Source organism: Cryobacterium adonitolivorans, from assembly GCF_004402695.1.
Lineage (GTDB): Bacteria > Actinomycetota > Actinomycetes > Actinomycetales > Microbacteriaceae > Cryobacterium > Cryobacterium adonitolivorans.
Map to the genome: position 1 here is coordinate 25,101 of NZ_SOFL01000044.1, position 20,752 is coordinate 45,852.

At 66.4% G+C, this 20,752-nt stretch carries 21 protein-coding genes; 8 read left to right on the forward strand and 13 right to left on the reverse strand.

Features of this window, described 5'->3' with window-relative positions; all coding sequences use genetic code 11:
* Position 1: 1 nt before the first annotated feature.
* Both E3O42_RS13415 and E3O42_RS13420 read right to left on the reverse strand, forming a co-directional pair.
* Positions 2-946: a carbohydrate ABC transporter permease gene (locus tag E3O42_RS13415; RefSeq protein ID WP_134454423.1), complete on the reverse strand. Its 945-nt coding sequence runs from the start codon at positions 944-946 to the stop codon at positions 2-4.
* A 5-nt stretch (positions 947-951) separates the two neighbouring features.
* Positions 952-3,126 (reverse strand): alpha-galactosidase, encoded by a 2,175-nt coding sequence (locus E3O42_RS13420; protein ID WP_134454424.1) that lies wholly within the window; start codon positions 3,124-3,126, stop codon positions 952-954.
* Between the two features lie 211 nt (positions 3,127-3,337).
* On the opposite strand from E3O42_RS13420, the gene E3O42_RS13425 reads away from it, so the two are divergent.
* Positions 3,338-4,519: an ROK family transcriptional regulator gene (locus tag E3O42_RS13425; RefSeq protein WP_134454425.1), complete on the forward strand. Its 1,182-nt coding sequence runs from the start codon at positions 3,338-3,340 to the stop codon at positions 4,517-4,519.
* Here E3O42_RS13425 and E3O42_RS13430 read toward each other — a convergent pair.
* Positions 4,462-5,925, reverse strand: coding sequence for a four-carbon acid sugar kinase family protein (locus E3O42_RS13430; protein WP_241984836.1), 1,464 nt, complete (start codon positions 5,923-5,925; stop codon positions 4,462-4,464). The genes E3O42_RS13425 and E3O42_RS13430 overlap by 58 nt on opposite strands.
* Positions 5,925-6,941, reverse strand: coding sequence for a 4-hydroxythreonine-4-phosphate dehydrogenase PdxA (locus E3O42_RS13435; RefSeq protein WP_134454427.1), 1,017 nt, complete (start codon positions 6,939-6,941; stop codon positions 5,925-5,927). Before E3O42_RS13435 ends, E3O42_RS13430 begins: the two co-directional genes overlap by 1 nt.
* 318 nt (positions 6,942-7,259) lie before the next feature.
* Between E3O42_RS13435 and E3O42_RS18070 the strand changes: the two genes are divergently transcribed.
* Together E3O42_RS18070 and E3O42_RS13445 are read left to right on the forward strand one after the other, a co-directional pair.
* Positions 7,260-8,342: an acyltransferase family protein gene (locus tag E3O42_RS18070; protein WP_338144953.1), complete on the forward strand. Its 1,083-nt coding sequence runs from the start codon at positions 7,260-7,262 to the stop codon at positions 8,340-8,342.
* A gap of 276 nt (positions 8,343-8,618) precedes the next feature.
* The gene (locus tag E3O42_RS13445; RefSeq protein ID WP_134454428.1) at positions 8,619-9,434 is read left to right on the forward strand and encodes an MBL fold metallo-hydrolase; all 816 of its coding nucleotides are present in this window, start codon (positions 8,619-8,621) and stop codon (positions 9,432-9,434) included.
* 87 nt (positions 9,435-9,521) lie between these two features.
* Here E3O42_RS13445 and E3O42_RS13450 read toward each other — a convergent pair whose 3' ends face one another.
* From E3O42_RS13450 to E3O42_RS13460, 3 genes are all read right to left on the reverse strand, one after another.
* Positions 9,522-9,842, reverse strand: a complete 321-nt coding sequence (locus E3O42_RS13450; protein ID WP_134454429.1) for a DUF7882 family protein — start codon at positions 9,840-9,842, stop codon at positions 9,522-9,524.
* Positions 9,843-9,962: 120 nt separating this feature from the next.
* Positions 9,963-10,343 (reverse strand): hypothetical protein, encoded by a 381-nt coding sequence (locus E3O42_RS13455; RefSeq protein ID WP_134454430.1) that lies wholly within the window; start codon positions 10,341-10,343, stop codon positions 9,963-9,965.
* Positions 10,344-10,398: 55 nt separating this feature from the next.
* Positions 10,399-11,268 (reverse strand): hypothetical protein, encoded by an 870-nt coding sequence (locus E3O42_RS13460; protein WP_134454431.1) that lies wholly within the window; start codon positions 11,266-11,268, stop codon positions 10,399-10,401.
* A 465-nt stretch (positions 11,269-11,733) separates the two neighbouring features.
* Between E3O42_RS13460 and E3O42_RS13465 the strand changes: the two genes are divergently transcribed.
* The gene (locus tag E3O42_RS13465) at positions 11,734-12,216 is read left to right on the forward strand and encodes an SRPBCC domain-containing protein (RefSeq protein ID WP_134454432.1); all 483 of its coding nucleotides are present in this window, start codon (positions 11,734-11,736) and stop codon (positions 12,214-12,216) included.
* A 35-nt stretch (positions 12,217-12,251) separates the two neighbouring features.
* Positions 12,252-12,734, forward strand: coding sequence for an SRPBCC family protein (locus tag E3O42_RS13470; RefSeq protein ID WP_134454433.1), 483 nt, complete (start codon positions 12,252-12,254; stop codon positions 12,732-12,734).
* Here the strand turns inward: E3O42_RS13470 and E3O42_RS13475 are convergent.
* Both E3O42_RS13475 and E3O42_RS13480 read right to left on the reverse strand, forming a co-directional pair.
* Complete coding sequence (locus E3O42_RS13475) at positions 12,731-12,973, reverse strand: three-helix bundle dimerization domain-containing protein (protein ID WP_134454434.1); 243 nt, start codon at positions 12,971-12,973, stop codon at positions 12,731-12,733. The two genes, E3O42_RS13470 and E3O42_RS13475, sit on opposite strands and share 4 nt — an antisense overlap.
* Complete coding sequence (locus E3O42_RS13480; RefSeq protein WP_241984829.1) at positions 12,970-13,386, reverse strand: DUF4406 domain-containing protein; 417 nt, start codon at positions 13,384-13,386, stop codon at positions 12,970-12,972. The genes E3O42_RS13475 and E3O42_RS13480 overlap by 4 nt, the downstream gene beginning before the upstream one ends.
* Before the next feature lie 56 nt (positions 13,387-13,442).
* Here E3O42_RS13480 and E3O42_RS13485 point away from each other — a divergent pair, with 56 nt between their 5' ends.
* Positions 13,443-14,204 carry a DeoR/GlpR family DNA-binding transcription regulator gene (locus E3O42_RS13485; protein ID WP_134454435.1) on the forward strand — a complete coding sequence of 254 codons (762 nt, stop codon included), beginning with the start codon at positions 13,443-13,445 and terminating at the stop codon, positions 14,202-14,204.
* 136 nt (positions 14,205-14,340) lie between these two features.
* Here E3O42_RS13485 and E3O42_RS13490 read toward each other — a convergent pair whose 3' ends face one another.
* Positions 14,341-16,641 carry an MMPL family transporter gene (locus E3O42_RS13490; RefSeq protein ID WP_134454436.1) on the reverse strand — a complete coding sequence of 767 codons (2,301 nt, stop codon included), beginning with the start codon at positions 16,639-16,641 and terminating at the stop codon, positions 14,341-14,343.
* Positions 16,642-16,824: 183 nt separating this feature from the next.
* On the opposite strand from E3O42_RS13490, the gene E3O42_RS13495 reads away from it, so the two are divergent.
* Entirely contained in the window at positions 16,825-17,205 is a 381-nt protein-coding gene (locus tag E3O42_RS13495; RefSeq protein ID WP_134454437.1) for a DUF5655 domain-containing protein, read from the forward strand.
* Between the two features lie 110 nt (positions 17,206-17,315).
* On the opposite strand, the gene E3O42_RS13500 is transcribed toward E3O42_RS13495, so the two are convergent.
* The 3 genes from E3O42_RS13500 to E3O42_RS13510 form a co-directional block, all read right to left on the reverse strand.
* A complete protein-coding gene (locus tag E3O42_RS13500; RefSeq protein WP_241984830.1) occupies positions 17,316-18,554 on the reverse strand; it encodes an LCP family protein in 1,239 nt (412 codons plus the stop codon).
* 126 nt (positions 18,555-18,680) lie between these two features.
* A complete protein-coding gene (locus E3O42_RS13505) occupies positions 18,681-19,136 on the reverse strand; it encodes an SRPBCC family protein (RefSeq protein ID WP_134454439.1) in 456 nt (151 codons plus the stop codon).
* 160 nt (positions 19,137-19,296) lie between these two features.
* Positions 19,297-19,791, reverse strand: coding sequence for a Dps family protein (locus E3O42_RS13510; RefSeq protein ID WP_134454440.1), 495 nt, complete (start codon positions 19,789-19,791; stop codon positions 19,297-19,299).
* Between the two features lie 363 nt (positions 19,792-20,154).
* On the opposite strand from E3O42_RS13510, the gene E3O42_RS13515 reads away from it, so the two are divergent.
* Positions 20,155-20,664 (forward strand): septum formation family protein, encoded by a 510-nt coding sequence (locus tag E3O42_RS13515; RefSeq protein WP_134454441.1) that lies wholly within the window; start codon positions 20,155-20,157, stop codon positions 20,662-20,664.
* Positions 20,665-20,752 lie beyond the last annotated feature (88 nt).

Consider the following 20,752-nt stretch of genomic DNA (forward strand, 5'->3'; position numbering starts at 1 on the left):
CTCATCCCAGATCGGATTTGTTGGCGCGGGTGAGGCGCAGTTGCACGAAGGTGAAAACGGCCAGCAGCACGAAGAGCGCGAGTGCCATCGCCGAGCCGTAACCGAAGTCGAACCGGTTGAAGGCCATATCGAAGATGTAGTAGTTGATCACTCGCGTGGCGTTGACCGGGCCGCCCTGGGTAGTGACCGCGATGGTGTCGAAAATTTGAAACGACCCGGTGACGGTGACGACGAGCACCATGGCCAGCACCGGCCGCAGCAGGGGCAGGGTGATGCTGCGGAACATGCGGAGCTCGGAGCCGCCGTCAATGGCGCCGGCCTCGTAGACGTCCTTGGGGATCGCCTGCAGCCCCGCGAAAATCAGCAACGCCGTGTAGCCCATGTGGCGCCAGACGTTGATGAAAGCGACCGTGGGGATGGCCCACTCGCTTTCCCCGAAGAAGGCGACCCGGTCAAGTCCGATGCCGGCGATGATTTCGTTGATGATGCCGAACTGGAAGTCGAACATGTAGAACCAGACCAGCGCGGCGATCACGTTGGCGATCAGGTATGGAAGCATAACCACTCCCCGGACCACCATCGACTGGGTGAGCCGTTGCATAAGCACCGCGATTCCCAGGGCGAGCACGGTCTGCAGACCGATGTTGATCAACACGTACCAGCTGGTCGTGCCGAGTGCGTTCCAGAACAGGGGGTCGCTCAGCAGGCGCGTATAGTTCGCCACGCCTATGAACTCGGGCGCTGTGAGCAAGTCGAAGTCGGTGAAGCTGTAATACAGTCCACTTATCGCGGGCCAGAGGTAGAACGCGATGAAGCCGACCAGCGCCGGGGCGACGAACAGCCAGGCGGCAATTGCCTCCCGGCGTTTCAGGCCGAACAGGTTCTTCTTTGTGGGGGTGCGAGCCGAGCTACGCGCGGGTCGTCGGTCGATGGCAGGTGCGGTCATCGGACTCAGCCTTCCGTGGCGGTGATTGAGGTGACGTGCACCAGGGCGAGGTGCTCGGGGGCAAGCGCCGGGGCCTGCAGGCCGACGCGGGCCAGAGCGTGCCCACTGAGCTCAATGCCGTCTACCCACCAGGCCGGGCCAGCATGGTGGTTGAAGGTGAGGATGCCGCTGCCCGGAACCAGTGGTGCTACCCGGTAGCTGCGCCTGGGGTCGAGCCCAGGCAGACGCACCATGCCGGGCGGGTTCTGAACCGAGGTAGCCATAGCCACGAAAGAGTAGAGCGCCTCGTCGCGATCGGCGGAAACCACACCGCGCAGCCAATAGGCCGGATCCGGGTGGTCGCCGCGAACCACGGTTCCGCGGTGCATCCAGGCACGCACCTTCTTATAGAGCTCAATCCACTGCGTGAGCTGCTCAACTTCGTCGGCGCTTGCCAGGGAGAGATTCTGTTCGATACCGAAGCTGCCGAAGATGGCAGTGCCCGCGCGAAAAGAAATGTCCTGCACCCGCTTGGTGGAGTGCGCGATGGCCGCGCCTACGTGGGATCCGATGAGTTCCGGTGGAACAGTGAGGCCCGTCCAGCGTTCGATCCGCTGGCGTTCAAGGGCGTCGATACAGTCGCTGGCCCAGATGCGGTCACTGCGTTCGAGCACTTCGAGGTCGGCGCGGGCGCCTCCCGAGGAGCAGGCCTCAATCTCCAACTTGGGGAAACGGGCGCGCAGGTCGTCGATCAGACGGTAGAAGGCGAGGGTTTGGTCGTGCACCCCCGCGACGCCTGAACCAGGGTGGCCGGCGTCGACCAGGTCGCGGTTGTGATCCCACTTGATGAAGTCGATGTCGTACCGAGCGATCAAGCCGCTCATGCTCTCGAGCACGTGCGCGAACGCGGCCGGGTTAGCGAGGTCGAGCACCTGCTGGAACCGCGCGGTCGGCGGCAGCCGGTGCCCGGGCGACATGATCCACTCGGGGTGCTCGCGGGCCGCGTCGGAGTCAGGGTTAATCATTTCGGGCTCGAACCACAGACCGAACTGCATGCCCAGTGACCGCACCCGCTGCACGAGCGGATCGAGGCCCTCCGGCCAGACAGTGTCATCGATGCGCCAGTCGCCGAGACCGGCCGACTTGTCGCGGCGCCCGTGGAACCAGCCGTCGTCCAGCACGAACCGTTCCACGCCGACTTCGGCGGCCCGGTCGGCGAGAGCCAGCAAGGTGTCGAGGTCCTGATCGAAGTAGACGGCCTCCCAGGTGTTCAGCACAACCGGGCGCGGTGTCGTAGGGTAAGCAACCCGGCTGCGCACGAAGGCGTGAAACCGGGTGCTGAGGTCGTCAAGCCCGCTGCCGTAGGAAGCGTATAGCCACGGGCTGGTGTAGGAGTCGCCGTCATTCAGCCGAATCTCGCCGGGCAGCAGCAGTTCGCCGCCGCCGATTACGCCGCGGCCATTCGGCATCCGCTCCGCGTAGGTACGGTGGTTCCCACTCCACGCCACCTGCACGCCCCAGACCTCGCCCGATTGGAAGCCAAACCCGTGCGAACCAACCGCGTACAACAGCGACGCATCGTGTCCGGTGCGGCCGCGGCGGCCCTCGTTCACGTGCGTGCCGAAGGTGAAGTCGTGCCGTTGCGGACTGCTTTCCCGCATGTGCCGGCCCGTGAAGTCGAGGATTTCCTGAGCGTGCATCGGAACCGGCAGCGCTAGCTGCAGGCCGTCTAGTGTGTAAACCCCTGCGCTGGTACCGGTGACGGTAGCGCGAGAGCGCAACACACCAGAATCGGAAAGCTCAATCACCAGCTCGACAACGAGGCCGGCATCGACGTCGGCCAGGGTGGCGACGAAGCGGCGGTCGGAGAAGCGGATGTCCGGTGAAGTGCCGACGGAGGCGTCGGTGAGCGCTAGCAGCGGAGTGAAGTGGGTGCCGTCACGGTGGCCGGCGATTCCCGGTGTACCGGCCCAGCCGGCGGCCTGCTCGGGAAGCACACCGAGCGGCACCGGGTTGTCGATACTGTTGGACACGATCTGCGGCTGCGACGCGCTGACGAGCTGCTCGAGGCCGGCCGTCGTTGCTCTCTCCAGAGGCGCGCCCCAGTGCACGATTCGGGGAACCCCGGAGCCTCGCGCATCGATGACGACGCTGACACCGCCCGCCAACAAATGGAACAGTCGGGTGGTCTCTGACAACATTTTGGCTTCCTTGCCTAGGGCCCAACGGGCTTCGTGCGACAACTAATATTATTACGATAGAAAACACTTGACGTCAAGTTGTTCCCGAATAAAGCTCAGTCGCCTGTATTTGAGTCGGCGCCACGGAGATGCGCTCGGCGGATTATTATTGAAGGCAAAAGCAATTTCGTAAGGCCTGGGTCTCGGCCTAAGCACAAATGGGGTGTGAATCATGAGTCTCAGAGAAGTCGCTCCAGGAACCATGGCCATCGAGTCGGCCAGGGCCGCCGCCAGAGAAGTGGTAAAGAACGGCCCGCTCTCGCGCAGCGAGGTAGCGCGTCGGCTCAACCTCTCGCCCGCCAGCCTTACCCGCCTCGCTAAACCCCTGGTCGACTCCGGCCTGTTGGTGGAAGGAGAACCGCAGGCCGACCCCGTACACGGCCGCATCGCCCGACCCCTGGATACGTCCGATAGCTTGCGGTTCCTCGGCGTGAAGGTGAACGTCGACGCCCTCTATGCGGTGGTCACCAACGCCCGCGCGGAGATCGTGGCACGTTCCAGCCGGTCCTTGGCGTCGACTCAACCGGATCATGTCATGGCGGGCATCGTGGCGATCGCCCAGTCCTTACTCGGTGACGTCGGTCACGCAGAGAGCATCGGCGTCGCGCTCGGCGGACACTCCGTCGACGGCCAAATCGTGAATGTATCGCGATCCCTCGATTGGCACGATATCGCCCTTGCCGCCACGGTGGCGGCCGAGTGCGGCATCCGCGCCGTGGTGGAGAACGACGTATTGGCCCTCACCCAGGCGCAGCACTGGTTCGGCATGGGGCGCGGGCGCAGCGACTTCGCCCTCATCACCGTGGGCGTGGGCGTGGGCTGCTCGTTGGTAATCCATGACAGCGTGGTGCGCCGCGAGCACCCAAACACCCCCACAGTCGGGCACTTTGTGATCGACCGTACGGGGCCCATCTGCGCCGACGGTCACCGGGGTTGCGCGATGGCGTACCTCTCCTCCGGCAGCATCTGCCAGACCGTTTCAATCGGCCTCGGCCGGGTCGTGGCATATGACGACGTGCTCGATCTCGCAACCGCGGGCGATCCGGTGGCCGCCCGGGTGGTTCAGGAATCAGCGACCGCCCTCGGCCGACTGATCTCGTCCGTGTCGATGCTCACCGGCATCCAAGACGTATTGCTTTCGGGCGAGGGCATCGGGCTGGCAACGTCGGCGCCGGACGCCGTCGCCGCCGGTATTGACAGCGACCGCCCTGCCTGGGCACTTCCGATCGCTACGCGCGTCGAGCCGATGGACTTCTACGAGTGGGCCAGGGGCGGTGCTGTCGTCGCGATACAGGATTACCTTGACACATATCCGATCGAATTCGCCCCGGCCCGGAACGCCGCCACCGCCTGAGTGAGCGCTTCGTCGCCGCCCACATTGCCGGGGAAGACCGCGTACGGTGTGGCCGCGACCCCGTCAAGGCTTGGGTCACCGGATTGCCAGATGGAGACCATGCCGGGCAGCAACGAGCCAAGGATGGTGGCCCTGCGCAGCCCTACGGCGGCGGTGGCGAGGTCGCTCGAGGTGATACCGCCCTTACCGATGAGGAACGCCGGCTGCGCCCGTCGGAGCACCTCACGGGTTACGGTCACCAGCGCCCCCGAAACGACGCGAGCGATGCGTAGGCTGTCGTCGCCGTCGACGCCGTCAATGCGTTCCCGGGAGGTGGACAACACGACATCCTCGTCGGCGAGGACCGTCACGGCGTAGTGCACGATGCGGGCAAGGATGGCGGCCGGGTTTGGGCTGCGCATCAGGGTCGGCACATCGATCATGATCTCGCGCACGCTGGAGTCGTGTGCCAGCAGGTCACCTAGCTGGCGGCTGCTGAGGGGAACGTGGGAGCCGACGACGACGAGGCCGTGCTTTGTCGCAGGGTGTGCCCGGGCGACCGCGGCGCCTACCTCCGTTGTGGAGAGCGGGGGCTGCGGCAGCTGGGCCAGCCTGGGGCGGAGCAGGCCGGGGCTAGTGCGGTAGAGCAGCCTCCGCCCGCGGGACTCGGCGCGCATGGCGGCCAGGGCGATGCTACGCAAATCGTTCTCATCGGCCGCGTCGATGACCAGGTGACGGCCGCCACTCACACTGGCGATCGCATCGACGAGTTCGAACGGGTCGCCGCGCACCTCATCCAGGGTGATGCGGTCGACCTCGTCTGCCCGAAGGGTGCCGTACGAGCGTTCCGCGATGAACTCGCGAAGGTCACTCGAGGAGTACCCAAAAGTCGCGTCCCCAGCGAAGCTGGAGTCGCCCGCTGGTAGCCAGGCGCCGTTTTCGAAGATCCAGTGTATGGAATCGATCGTGACACGCTGGGCGTCCGGAAAGGCCGGCACGACAAGGACGGCGTCAACACTGCCCCAGCCCACCCGCGCCAAGGTGCGGCAGGCCTCGTCGATCTCATCGACGTGGTGGCCGCGCAGTGTCGAGTCCCCGCGGCTGATAATGACGTAGAGACGGCCCGCAGCCGCCGCGTGTACCGCTTCGAGCACGCTTGCATTGCGAGCGCGGGCGTCGACCACCGAAAGACTGCGCGTGTTGGTGAGAATGCAGAAGCCAGTGCCGCCCTGCTCGAACGCCCAGCGAAGGTCGTCAGCCTCCCAGCGCGTGAGGATCGGCAGCGCGGTGACGGTTTGCGTACCTGTGGGATCGTCATCGAGCACCACTACAGTAGGCCCGGCCTCCGCTGCCTGGAGCAGTACCGTCTGGTCGACGAGCTGGGACGGTGGCGCGGTGCCGAGCGCAAATTCCAGGCCGGGCTTCATCACGCTGTCAGCGCGGTCGACGTAGCGGCGAGCGAGCGAGCGAGCAGATAGGCATTGCGGGTGGATGTCACCGTCGCGGTGCCCATTCCAACCCGGTCAAAGGCCGTTCCATGAGCGGGGGTGCAGACTGCGATGCCGATGCCGCCCTCCACTGTCACTCCACCGTCGAAGCCGATCATCTTCATCGCAATCTGGCCCTGGTCATGGTACATCGTCACAACGCCGTCGAAATCACCGTCTCGAGCGCGTAGAAAGAGGGTGTCAGCCGGGAACGGTCCGACGGCGTCGATGCCGGACGCGCGGGCCAGCGCTATGCCAGGCGCGATCTCATCGATCTCCTCGGAGCCGAACTTCCCGCCCTCGCCGCCGTGCGGATTGAGCGCGCATACGGCGATGCGCGGCTTGGGAACTCCGGATCCCACGAGGTAGGCGTTGAGCAAGCCAGTCGCGCCACGCACACGATCCGCCGTAATTTGGGCCGGGGCATCCCGGTGCGACACATGAGAGGTCACTCTGGAAGTCCACAGTCCGCTGATTGCGTTCAGCTCTGAGACCACGCCGGTGACACCGAGACGCTTTTCGAACCAGCGCAGCTCGTCGTTCTCGTGCATTCCAGCCTGGTGCAACGAGGACTTGTTCAGCGGAGCGAACACGATTGCATCCACTTCATCCCGCTCATGTGCGGCGAGCGCGAGTTCGAGATTGTTGAGCGCCCAGCGCCCGCCTCGTTCGGAGGCCACCCCAACGGGCATATCCGCGAAGTCGGCGCCGGTCTCGACGATGGTTATGTGTTCAGCCCCGTCGACCACGGCGCGGTCAGCGCCAGAGCCGGCCTGGTCGAAGGCCCTGTCGAGCTCAGCAGCGGTGGTGTAGACGACGACGGGCTGACTTGAATCGGACGCGATTTCGGTGAGCAGTCGGGCTACGAGCTCGGGGCCGATGCCCGCGGGGTCGCCGGTCGTGATAGCGACGCGCACCGAGGTCGAGCGGTCGGTGAGAAAGGAGCTGGGCGTCATTACCACGTCTTCCGTCGGGGCCGACGTTGGTCGTCGGCGATGGGTTCACTCACGGTATCATTTCCATCACGGAAAACATACCGCGTGGATGCGCCGAATTTCCCCGCGACTCGGGATTTCGCGGGGTCGGACATTTTCTTGCCGAAATAATCTCGCCAAGGTCCAGACAACTCGATGTCCGGTCGAACGACAGAGAGAATTCTCGAGGCCGATTCAAATCGACGATCTGCAGTACGGTGAACGCAAATGCAATCAGGAGCGCATCGGCGGGATTCTCAAGACCGCAGTCGAGAGGTGAAAATGACAGGTGTGGCTGTCATGACCCCGGTGGCACCCCGCCTGCAGCAGGATCGGTATCTCCTGCCCGATGTGGCGCGCGGACTGGCCATTCTGGCCATGCTCATCGCCCACGCCGGCCCCATCATGGTCGACCAGCCCGCCGCCACGGCCTTCCTGCAGGGACAGTTGAACGACATGGCCTCCCCCCTGTTCGCCACCACCATGGGCGCCGCCGCGGCGATCGTTCTCGCCAAGGCCGGCCGCAGCCCGGCCAACGTGCGAATGGTGATCGTGCAGAACGTCATCCGGGGCGCCATCCTGGTGCTGCTCGGGCTGTTCCTGGCCACCTGGGGCAGTTGGATCGCGATCGTGCTCTCGTTCCTGGGCATCGTGCTCGCGATCGGCACGCCACTGGTGCTGCTGGGCACCCGCGCGCTGATCGCCGTGCTTGCGGCGGTCCTGATTTTCGGCGCCCCGCTCAATGAGCTCATCCTGGCCGCCACCGGCCCGCTGATCACCGGGGGCGAGCGCACCCCGGCGAGCTTTCTCCTCGAGTGGCTCTTCCTCAGCCCGCACTACCGGGTGACCAACCTGCTGCCGTGGTTCCTGTTCGGAGCGCTGCTGTTCCGCATCCGTTTCGGAGGCCGCCGAGCGGGCTGGATTCTGCTGGCGATCGCCGTGCCCGCCTGGTGGCTCGGCCCGCTCTGGCGGGGCACCACCGGCGAAGAGTTCAGCCCGTCGGGCAGCTACCTCGACACCCTGCACGACGCCGGGCTGGTACTCGGGGTGCTGGGCGTGATCATCCTGCTCGCGTCACTGCGTGGGCAGCGAATCGCCTCCGTGGTGCACGCGGTGTTCCTGCCTTTCGAGGCGATCGGGTCGATCTCGCTGTCGCTGTATGTGTTCCAGGTGGCGGTGGTCGCGTGGATGGCCGACAACGGGATCAGTTTCGGCACCACCGATCCCGTCGCCTGGATCGTGCTCGTGATCGGCGTGCCGATCGTGGGGATCCTCTGGTGGCGCTTCGTGGGCAAGGGGCCGATCGAGTGGCTGATCGGCGTGCTCTCTGGCCGGTACCGGCCCCGGCGGGCCTCCCCCGTGAAAGCCAGCTCCGCGCCGTAGCCACGCACCCGCTACGGCATCACGCGGAGGCGGGTGGTCGCCCGATGGAAGGTACGAGCGCCGAGTCGAGGGACGCGTTGGGTGCCGCGGCACGCGTTAGGCATCGCGGCACGTGATGGCCACCGGGGTGTTCCTACTCCTCTGACGCCCGCGACCTGCCCCGCTGCGGACGAAGTGCCCCGGCGGAGCGGGGCAGCTCGTCCGCGGGTGGGAAACTCGGCGTCTCGGCGGCATACTGACGGCAACATCCGTCAGCCGCACCGCGGAAGGAACCTCGTGAGCTTCTGGATCTGTGCCACCTGTGGCGTCGAACACGCCGGGAACACCGGCCTCTGCGCCATCTGCGCCGATGAACGGCAGTGGGTCCCTGCCGCCGGGCAGCAGTGGGTCACGCTCCCCGGCCTGCACGCGGCAGGGTACCGGGCCGACCTCCTCGAGCTCGAACCCGACCTGTTCGGCATCGAAAGCACCCCGACGGTGGGCATCGGGCAGCAGGCCAAGCTGCTCTGCACCCCCACGGGCAGCGTGCTCTGGGACCCGATCGGCTTCGTGGACGACGACATTGCCAGCCGGGTGCTCGAACGCGGCCCGGTGCGCGCGATCGTGGCCAGCCATCCGCACATGTTCGGCGTGCAGGTGGAGTGGAGCCGGGCGCTCGGCGGCGTGCCGGTGCTGGTTGCCGAGGCCGACCTCGCCTGGGTGGCCAGGCCTGATCCTGTGATCCGCCCGTGGTCGACCGAGGTGCGCCTGCTGCCCGGCGTCACCCTGGCGCAGGTGGGCGGGCACTTTCCCGGCAGCGGCGTGCTGCACTGGGCGGCCGGAGCGGCGGGGCGCGGCGTGCTTCTCAGCGGCGACACCGTGTTCGCCAACCCCGACCGCACCTCGGTGAGCTTCATGCGCAGCTATCCCAACCGGCTGCCGCTGTCGGGCCCGGTGGTGGAGCGGATCGCCCGCTCCCTCGAGCGATTCGACTTTGATCGGCTGTACGGCAACTTCGACAACGTGATCACGGCTGCTGCCCGCGCCGTTGTGCGCCGGTCGGCCGACCGGCACTGGGGCTGGGTGCGCGGCGACTTCGACGACCTCACCTGAGGCACGCCGCGGGCGAGTCAGTAGGGGCGAGTCAGTCGGGGCGAGTCAGTCGGGGTGAGTCAGTCGGGGCGAGTCAGTCGGGGTGAGTCAGTCGGGGTGCTGCGTCCGCTCGGGCGGTTCAGGGAGAATCCGCAGGCCCGCCGGGGTGTTCGCCACCTGCACGAGCTCGTCGATCCAGGCCCGGTTGAGGGTGGGCTCACGCTTGCCGGAGAACTCGAAGTCAAGCGGCACCGCAGGGTTCAACCAGATAGAACTGTGGCCGCTGCCCGATTCCTTCGACCGCTCCCAGGAGAACGCAAAACTCTCGCCGCGGCGCAACTTGGCCACGATCACGACTTTGAGGTGCGCAAGTGTGCGGTCGTCGATCTCTACCGAGATCGCCGGCGTCCCATAGATGAACTTGCCCATCGGATTCCTCGTTTGGCTGGAGGGCCCGCACGGTCCGAGTACCGGCGCGGCCCGGTGTCTCACGACGGAGTGTAGGCCGGCGCGGCTCCGCTGGCTACGACGCGCGGCGCGAGATCGTCGTCAACGGTCGAAGTCGAGGCCGGTGCCCTGGTCGATTTCTTCGACCGCCTTGTTGAAGTCTGCGGCGCGGGCCTTGGCCTCGGCTTCGGTCTCGGCCGAGGGCTCCTCCACAGCGAGCACATTGGTGGGCGGGAAGACCGGCAGGGGAAAGAGCCCGACCTCGCCCGCGAGGGACACCTCCGCGACATCCGCCACGTTGAGTTCGGTGGCCGGGCCGAGCACGAGAGTGTGGGTGCGGGTGCTGCCGTCGGGTTCGAGCACCTTGATGTCAACCGCAACGCTCTCCTCACCCTGGGAGTGCGCGGTGACGTAGTCGAGCAAGGCCTCCGCGACGTCGTCGCCGGTGAGGATGGTGCCGCCGGCGTAGGTGATGAGCTTCATGCCACCGACGATAACCGCGCGGCGGGGTCTTGGGAATGACCCGACCCTGCGGCCGCTACCCGACGAGCGCCTGCACAGCGGCCGATCCTTCAGGCAGCACCATGTTGATTCGGGCAGCGCCCAGGCGGAGGGTGACGACGGAGGCGCCCAGGTAGGTGGGGAGCGGCTGCAGCACGATCTCATCGATCGCGGTGAACGGAACAACCGTGTGCGCGCTGGACAGATCGGGGGTGTTGCCGCGCACCAGCCATTCCTTGCGGCCGACGATGTGCAGCTCGCGCTCGGTGCGGCAGAGCACCGCTCCGTGCAGGGTCATCGGGTACATGGCGTGCACGGCCCGGGTGACCATACCGCCGCTGGGCGGAAGAACGGTTCGGCCGTGAGCGGCGAGCAGGGTTGCCCCGAGCTCGTGGCGCATCACGTCGAAATACGAGGTGACGAGGCCCACATCCTCCTTACCCAGGTCGAGCAGATCGAGGTCGGCGGGCGGGGCATCCGACTCGGGGAGCGTCACGGCGGGCGTGGGAGGCAGCGCCGCCAGCGAGAGTTCGCTCAGCACGTCGATGAGGCGGGTGATCACGTGTTCGGACGACCCGTTGTAGGGCACGGTGAGGGTTTGGCCCGTGCGCGCCAGGATGTCGATGCGGCCGTCGACAAGATCGACGGTGTCGGTGACCGCGGCGACGTCGCCGTAGCCGAGGGTGCTCTCCGTGTATCCGAGGGTACTGCCGGTGGCCCCGGCATCCGTCCGGGTCAGCACGACGAGCGCCTCCGGGGCCACGATGATCAGGTAATCGTAGAGGTCCATCGTGGGTAGCGCGTCGCGGCGGCCGATGTTGCGAGGCACCTTGAGCACGAGCCGGCTGGTGGCAAAATCCACCGGATAGTGCCGGTACAGGCCGGGGAGTTCTGTTGCGTCGTGCACCCGGTCCACCCAGGGTCCGAAGGCGTCGAATTCCGCCGATCGTGTTACATCCGTTGAGCTCACTGGCCGCTTTCCGGGACGCCGCGCCGGTGCGAGCCCCCCGCGGCCACAGGTGCCGCTGAGGATCAGGCTAGACCTTTCGCAGCCCCATCCGTAACCACGGCTTTCCGAACAGCTCGCCATCCTCACGCAGGCGAATCCGCCTTCGAGAGTGCTAGCACGACGAGGGGAACCATAGACATCGCCGCGCCGGACCATGCCGGAGAAGTGCACAGCTCTCTCCCCAGCTTTTCCACCGCGCAATCCACAGCCTTAGCGCGGTGATCCCGGGGTTTTCCACACCCTGTCCACAGGGTTATCCACAGGTTCGGGCGGGAAATTGTGTTCGAATAACTGAGAACCCAGGTGGTCGGGAGCACGTGGCGAGCCCTAGGAGGGTGACGCGGCCGGAGCTACACTCACCGCATGGAGACGCAGCATTTCTCAATTCTGGTGAATGCGCCGGCCGCCGTCGTCTGGCAGACGATGTTCGACGCTTCCACCTATCGACAGTGGACGAGCGTGTTCAATCCGGATTCGTATTTCGAGGGCGATTGGTTGCCCGGCAGCGAGATCCGATTTCTCGGCAGTAATTCCGACGGTGGAATGAACGGCCTCAACGGCATGTATGGGGTGATCACCGAGCACCGTCCGTACGAGTTCGTTCTGATCGAGTACCAGGGTCAGATCGTGAACGACCTGGATGACACCACCAGCCGCGAGGCCCGGCAGTTGATCGGCGCCCGCGAGGCTTACTCCTTCAGCGAGGCGGACGGGACGACGACGGTGACGATCGACGTGGACACTGCGGACACCTACGCCGAGCTGTTCGGTGAGCTGTGGCCGAAGGGCCTGGCCAAGCTCAAAGTTCTCGCGGAGTCCGCCGAGCACCGCGCGCAGACAGACTGACTGCGCAACGGCGGGACCGGAGCTACACTCCCCCCATGGAAACCTTGCATTTTTCAACACAGATCAATGCCGCGGCCGAGAACGTCTGGGAGACGATGCTCGACGATGCCACCTACCGGGAGTGGACCAGCGTGTTCAATCCGGGGTCGTACTTCCTCGGCAGTTGGTTGCCCGGTAGCGAAATCCGTTTTGTCGGCAACGACGAGAACGGCGAGTTGGGTGGCATGGTCGGGGTGATCGCCGAGCACCGGCCGCATGAGTTCGTGTCAATCGAGTACCGCGGGCAGATCGTGAACGGCATCGAAGACACCACCAGTGACGAGGCCAAGCGGCTGATCGGCACCCACGAGAACTACACCTTCACCGAGAACGACGGGGTGACAACCCTTACGGTGGATGTGGACGTGGACGATGAGTGGGTGGGCATGTTCGCCGAACAGTGGCCCCTGGGCCTGGCGAAGCTCACCAAGCTTGCGGAGATCGAGGTGGCCACGCGCGGCCAGCATCCCGCCGACTAGTCAGACTGCTCCGGCGGGGCGTAAGTGGCCGGATCGCGGTCGCCGATTTTTTTAAGCCGTTTCTTCGCCGCTCTCTCCGTGAGGATCGTGAGGAAATCCCGCACCGGACGGTCGGCGAGACCCGTGAACTCGGCTCGGGCAACGTTTTCTATCTGGGCCCGGGGAATGTCCGGGAATTTCTTTTCAAGTCGCTCTACGACCTGTCGAATGGTTTCCTCATCATCAATGTCAGTGGTCACATTCCGAGTCTCCTCACAATGCCAGGCGTCGTCAACATGGCGGCCGCGGAGACGCCGGGGATGTCGGCGAGGCTCGTGTAAACCGGGATGCCCCGGCTCCGCGCGATGGCGACATCCTGGTCGGCACCGCGCGACTCGCCGGGCAGCCGCAGGACACCGTCGCACCTCTCGAGCAGCCGCTCAGCCGTGGGATACATCACCTCGGCGGCCAGCGGATGGGCCACATCCGTCACCCCCGCACTGGCGAGCACCGGCAACGCCACCCACTCGCCAATCATCGGCAGGTGCCCGGCCTCGAAGATCGGCCAGGCCGCCTCCTGGAGGCGGTCGAGGTTCTGGCGCAGGAGAACAGGGTCGTCGCCAGTGCCCGAACGGTAGGGGCCGGCGATCAGAATCATCAGGGAGCTGGTCATGTCCGCTACAGTAGTACAACGTGCACAAACATGCACAAGTCGGAAGGAATGTGGAAATGCTCGCTGCGGAACGTCAGGCTCTCCTGCTCGAACGCCTCGCCAGGGACGGCAAGGTCGTGGCCAAGGAAATCGCCGCGGAACTGGGGCTCTCCGACGACAGTGTGCGCCGCGACCTGCGCGAGCTCGCGGCTGCGGGCCGGTGCCAGCGGGTCTACGGCGGCGCCCTGCCGGTGTCGCCCGCGCTGGCGCAGTATGCGGAACGCACGCTCGTGGAGCCCGACAGCAAGGACCGGGTCGCCGCCCGCGCCGCCCGGCTGATCGTGCCGGGCAGCACCGTCATCCTCGACGGCGGCACGACCACCCTCGCGGTGGTGCACGCGCTGCCGCCGACCCTGACCTGCACGATCATCACCCACAGCCCCACAATCGCCGCCGCGCTGGTGCCGCATGAGGGAGTCGAGGTCTTCCTGCTGGGCGGCCGACTGTTCAAACACTCCGCCGTGACCTGCGGCGCCGCCGCGGTCGAGGCCGCCCAGGCGATCACGGCCGACCTCTTCCTGCTCGGCGTCACTGGCGTGCATCCCACCGCCGGGCTCACCACGGGCGACGTGGAGGAGGCCGCGATGAAGCGAGCGCTGGCGGGCCGGGCGGCCGACACCTTCGTTCTGGCGAGCGCCGAGAAGATCGGGGTGGCCTCGCCATACAGGGTGCTGCCGTACGCAGAGATCGCCGGTATCATCACCGACACCACCGCCGACGATCCGACTCTTGCCGAACTGCGCGACGCCGGCGTCAGCATCCTGGCCGCCGGCGCCTGACCGCGGGCAAGCGAACGCAGGCGGCTGACCGCAGGCGGCAGTCCCGGGGCAAGTGTTACCCGTGCGGACATTTGCGTCCGGCGTACCGGGCGCAAATGTCCGATTCTGCATCAGCTGCGGCTCAGAGGACAGGCGGCTATTCGCTCAGGCCGAAGCGGGTGTGGATGGGGGCGCTCCAGCGTGGGGCCCACCAGAGGACGCGCTCGAGGGAGGTCATCACCGCGGGCACGAGCACGATCCGCACCAGCGTCGCATCCAGCAGCACGGCCACGGCCAAAGCGGTGCCGATCTGTTTCATCTGCATCAGCTCACCGGTGGCGAAGCCCGCGAACACCAGCACGATGATCAGCGCGGCCGAGGTGATGATGCGGCCCGAGCTCTGCAGGCCGGTCTCGATGGCCTTGCGGGTGCTCTCGCCGCGATCGTGGTGCTCCTTGATCCGGGCGAGCAGGAACATCTCGTAGTCCATTGCCAGGCCGAAGCCGAAGGTGAGCACCAGGGTGAGTACGAGGGCGTCGACGCCGGAAATGGTGTCGGGATCGAAGTTCAGCGGGCCAGACAGGTTGCCCTCCTGGAACCCCCAGACCAGGACGCCGGCGGCCGCGCCCAGGGAGATCGCGCTGATCACTAGGGCGGTGAGCGGGATGATCACCGATCCGGTCATCAGGAACAGCAGCACGAACGTGGCGATGGCAATGATCAGCACCGCCCAGGGGGCTCCCCTGGCCAGCGAGTCGAGGTAGTCGACGGCCTGCGCGTCGGCGCCGGCGACCCAGCTGTGGAAGGCCGGCGGGTCGGCGCGGATCTCCCGCACGACGTCGGCGCCCTGGTGGGTGTCGACGGTGACCCTGGACACCCAGTAGCCGTTCTGCTCGACCGGCGGCGCCACATCCGTCACCCCGGGCAGGTCGGCGACGTCGTTCGCCCAATCGGTCGAGCCGGACAGGTCGGTGTTCGACACCAGCAGCACCCGGGGCGCGGTGGCCAGCGGGAACTCCTCGTTCAGGGCGGTGATGAAGTCGTACTGGCTGGAGGATCGGGGAATGGCGTCGTCGGCGCTGTTGGCCACCGTCATCGACAGCACCGGGCTGCTCAGCAACAGCAGCACCGCGGTGCCACCGAGCGCGACGAGCGCCGGCGCGCGCTGTACGAGCCGGGCCAGCTTGGAGAAGACGCCTTCCTCTGGCGCAATGTCGCCAAAGCGGGTGAGCCACCGGCCGACTCCCGGGATGCGGGTGAGAACGCCGGGCCGTACCAGCCGTTCGCCGAGGTAGCCGAGCAGCGCCGGCACCAGGACCAGCGCGGTGAGGATGGCGATGAGCACCACGCAGATCGCGCCGATGGCGATGGCCCGGATGATCGACGGTTCGAACACAAGCAGCCCAGCGGTGGCGATCGCGAACGTCAGCCCGGAGAACAGCACGGTGCGCCCGGCCTTGTTGACGGTGCTACCCACGGCCTGGAGCATCAGTTCGCGACGGCTGTGCCGGTGGTGCGGCAGGGTGGCCAGCTCTCCCGTTTCGAGCGGCGGCAGGTCTGCGAACGGCTCCCCGTGCGGGCCCGGCGGGGCGTCGGGCCCGCCGCCCACCCGCGCCCGGAACTCCTCCCGGAACCGGCTGACCATCAGCAGGCCGTAGTCGATGGACAGGCCGAGCCCGATCACGGTGATCACGTTCATCACGGTGATGCCGATGTCCATCACGAAGGTGAAGACGTAGAGCATCCCAAGCGCCCCAATGATCGACGCGATAGCGCCGACCAGCGGAATGCCGGCCGCGAGGAAGCCGCCGAAGATGATCAGCATCACCAGCAGCGCGATCGGCAAAGCAATCAGTTCGCCCTTCTGCAGGTCGGACTCGGCAACAGCGACGAGAGACTCCACGATCACGGGCGCTCCGCCCACCTCCACCTGCGCGTTCGGGTCGAGTTGGCCGATCTCCTCTGCGGCCGTCTGGAGGCGGCGTTCCACATAGGTGAGCAGCGAGTCGCTGACGGTTCCGTCGGTAGTCTCCATGGCCACGGTGAAGAGCATCCCCTCGCCATCGGCGGAGAGCAGCGGCGCCGCCACCGGGCTGGGGCTTTCGGCGGGCGACGGCGGGATGACGAGCGGGTTGACCACGCGGCTGACCCCGTCGACGTGTTCGAGCCGCAGGGCGGCGGTGTCGAGGATCGCGGCGAGGTCGGGCGAGCCGAGGTCGGTGGGGTGCACGAGCAGCGAGAGAAATTCGGTCTGCTGGTCGGCGGGTCCCTCGATCAGGTCGGTGGCGGTTTGCGCCTCGCCCTTTACCGACGGGCCCGCGCTGGACAGCCGCTGGAAGAGACTCTCCCCGGTGCCCCCGAGGAGGGCCGTGGCCACACACGCGGCGAGCGCCACAGCCCAGCACACCAGAGCGATCAGGCGGTGGCGGGCGACGCTCACGCCCAGTTTTCGCAACATGGCGGGTCATTCCTCAGCTAGTGGATGCGCACCCGCTGCGCCCGGATGCGCCGGGCCCCGTGCCTTACCGCGGCCAAACTACTCCCCTCTGGGCTGTCCTGCGGGTGGGCCGAGCCACTCAGCAGGTTTCGCTCAACCAACGGGTTCGGGCGCGACCGGGCAGACGGGGCTACCCTGCAGCACATGACCGCATTGGCGAAGACCATTCCACTCGAGCAATACTTCGCGGGACGCGATCCGCTCGCGCGGACGCTCTTCGACGCCGTCTCTGCGGCAGTAATGTCCATCGGGTATGCCGATGTGCGTGTGACGACGAGCCAGATCGCGTTCCGCCGGCAGCGTTCCTTCGCCTGGACCTGGCTGCCGGGCCAGTACCTCTCCGGAAGCGTGTCCCCGCTCGTACTCACGGTCGACCTGGACAGATTCGACACCTCCTCGAGGTGGAAGGAGGTGGTGGAGCCCACCCTCAACCACTTTATGCACCACCTCGAGTTGCACTCCGGAGACGACCTCGACGCCGGCGTGCTCGCCTGCCTGCGCGAGGCCTGGGCGAAGGCCGAGTAGCCGAGCGACGGCGCCTCCTCCGCATCCGGCGACTTGCTCCGCTGCGGACGAGTTGCCCCGGCGCAGCGGGGCACCTCGTCCGCAGGTGGGCAACTCGGCGGCGCCACAGCTCAGTCGTTGGCCACCTGGGCGCAGGTCTCGTCGTCGGCCGTGCGCCCGGTGAGGCCATCCAACGCCTCCGGGGTCGGTGTTGGTGTCGCGGGCGGCGCCGCGGCATCCGTTTTGACGGGCCCCTCGGGGCTCTCGGCCGGCGGTCCGGCGACGAGCGGTTCGTCGGTGGGCGGGGCGGCAGTGAGGGAAAACGGCTCGTCGGCGGCGATCTTGGCAAACATCGTGTCGGCGAGGCCCTGCAGCGGAACGACCTTGCCCGGGAAGTCCGGATCCTCAGTGGTGCCCGGATACTGCACGAAGACCAGCCTGTCCAGGTCGATGTCCGCCAGCGCCAGCGCCATCGACACCATGGTGTCGGTGTGGGCGAGGCTCGTGGAAAGGCTGATGCTGCTGGCCGCGGCGTTGGCCAGGGCGTACAGCCTGGGCAGGTCGGTGAAGGTGCCATCGCCCCGTACCGTGCGCATGAGCGAAGCCAGGTAAAGCTGCTGCGACGAGATGCGCGCTAGGTCGCTGCCGTCACCGACGCCGTGACGGCTGCGCAGGAAAGCCAGGGCGGTAGCGCCGGACACGATGCTGGTGCCGGCGGGCAGGGAGAGGCCGGCCTTCGGGTCGTCGACGGGTTCGGACAGGCAGACCGGCACGCCGCCGACCGCATCGCTGAGCCGAACGACACCGGCGAATGAGGCCAGCCCCGCGTAAGGGATGTCCAGACCGGTGAGTTCTTCAACGGTGGTGACCACGCAGGGCAGGCCGCCGCGGCCCATCGCCTCATTCACCGGGGCGGCACCCAGTTCCCTGTACACCTCGCCGGTGGTGGCGTCGGTGCACTCGGGGTGCGCCACGACGAGGTCCCGGGGGATGCTCACGACCACCGCGTTGGCGTGGTCGGCCGACACGTGGACGAGGATGTTCACATCATTGAGGGTGGTCTCCCGCACGCCATACGCCGCGCCCTGGGCCGAGTCGTTGTCGACGCCGACGATGAGAATGTTGAAGCCGCTCTCGTAGCTGCCTATCCCCGGGGGCGGGGCGACATCAGCGTCGTCGATGTCGATGTCGATCGAGTTGGCGGCCACGGTGCGGCTGAACTGCCAGAGGGCGAAGGCAGCAATGGCCGCGCCGCCCACGAGGATCACGGCCAGGCCCAGAGCCACTACTCGCAGCAACCCCGTCGCGGCGTGGGACCTCTTCAGTCGTCCATGCCGGGCAATGCCCGTCGTGTGCTGCAGTTCGGTCACCGGTCGGCCCATCCGTTGCACTGCTCGAGACGGAATCTAGCGCGCTGCTACGCCCCTTGGACGGAGCATAGTCTGGCGACGGAATCGCGGCCAGAGGGTCGACGACGGCGCAGCTCGCCGGGCAGATTAGATGGTGACGTCTCCGCGCCAGCCGCCGGACTGGTTGGCCGGGTTCTCCACGAAGGTCTTGAACTGCTTGAGGTCCTTGCGAATCACGTGGTCGTCGATGCCGAACATGGCACCGACCTTCTCGAGGAAGCCTTCGGCCTCCCAGTCCAGCTGCACGGTGACACGGGACGACGTGTCGCTCAGCCGGTGAAACGTGACCACGCCGGCGTGCTTCTCGTCTCCGGAAATGCTCTTCCAGGCGACGCGCTCATCGGGGTGCTGCTCGGTGATTTCAGCATCGAACTCACGTTCGGCTCCGCCGATCTTCACCTTCCAATGGGTGTGGGTGTCGTCCTGCTGCGTGATGCTCTCGACGAAGTCGAGAAAGTGCGGGAAGGATTCGAACTGGGTCCACTGGTTATACGCCGTCCGCACGGGAACGTCTACGTCGATTGTCTCGATTACCTGGGTCACGGAATCCATCCTCTGGTTCTTTAGAGCGTGTCCTGTCGTGCCGTTCGTGTCTGGCGGGGACTCGATATACGAAGTGCTCCTTTGTTCTTAGACGCATCCCGGCGACCATTCGTCACGGCGGAGGCCGGATTCTCAGCAGAATCCGGCCGCCGGAAGCGAGCTACGCCTTGCCGACCGGACGGGTCGAGTCCTTCGTCGTGGGCTTCCTGGGCTTCCGGCCCTCCGCGCTGACCATCCAGATGTACTGCTCGAGCTTCACAATAAAGCCGTTCAAGATATCGGCGCTGGCCGGGTCTTCTTCATCGACAGCCTCGTGAATTTCGCGGATGTTGTCGACGGTTGCGGTCAGCAAGGCCGTGACCAGGCCCACGGTTTCGGTGGTGTCCACCTCGCCCGCGGGGAACCTGGGCAGGTGCGTGGTCTTGGTAACCGTCTCCGTGCGACCGTCGGGCAGGGCGTCGAGCGCGCGCATCCGCTCGGCCAGCTCATCGGTGAAGATTCGGGCGTCATCGATGATCTCGTCGAGCTGCAGGTGAAGATCGCGGAAGTTCTTTCCCACGACGCTCCAGTGCGCTTGCTTGCCCTGGACGTGCAGTTCGATCAGGTCGACCAGGACCGACTGCAGATTGCTACCGAGTTCTGCGGATGCCTTCATTGGGATTCCCTTCGTCACCGGCGGGGATGGAGATTGGCCGAATGGTCAGCCGCCGCCCCGCCTGTTCTGAGAGCACACACTAGCAGCGGTCGGCGACAGAATTGCCACTCTCGATGCGCCCGGGTCCGGCCGGGATTTACGGGCCATGCTGGGCAGACTGTCGGCGTTTCGTGCGAGAACGCAGGGTCAGCGCAGCGTCCGCGCGGGAACAGCTTGCGCTTGTGTTTCAGCGTCGGCCAAGATGGAGTTGCCACCAGTGCCAATTTTGGGGTTCGAGCACCTGGTGTCCATCCTCTGACTCGTTGTTTGGGGCGCACACCGTCTTGCGCTCTGGACCCCAGCATCCGTCGAAAGGCACCACCAATGTCCCGCACCACCGCAGGCCTGCGCACCGGTTTGATCGTCGCCGCGTTCTCGGTTGGAGCGCTGACCCTCTCCGGCTGCGGCGCTATAAGCGACCTGTTCCCCAAGGAGGCCGCACGCGATGCCGAAACTCAGGAGATCAGCGAGGCCGGGGAGGCCGACGTCTTCTCGCTGGCCGTCGGCGACTGCTTCAACGACCAGGATGCCGACGAGGTAGACAGCGTCCAGGCCACTCCGTGTGCGGATGCGCATGACTACGAGGCCTACTTCGCCTTCAATGTGAGCGAGGACGGAGCCTTCCCCGGCGACGAGGCCCTCGCCCAGATCGCTGAGGAACGCTGTGTCATCGAGTTCACCACCTTTATCGGCAAGTCCTACGAGGAATCCACCCTGGATTTCAACTACCTCTCCCCCAGCGAGGGCAGCTGGGACAGTGGCGACCGCGAGATCCTCTGCCTCGCCATGGGCCCCAACAAGGTCACCGGCTCGCTCGCCGGCACGGGCCTCTAGGGCCACCCGACCGAGAACACCGCCGGAGCGCGCGGCGTCCACGGCCGGCACATAGAAAACTCCGAGGTGGCGTGCAGCCCACATGCAG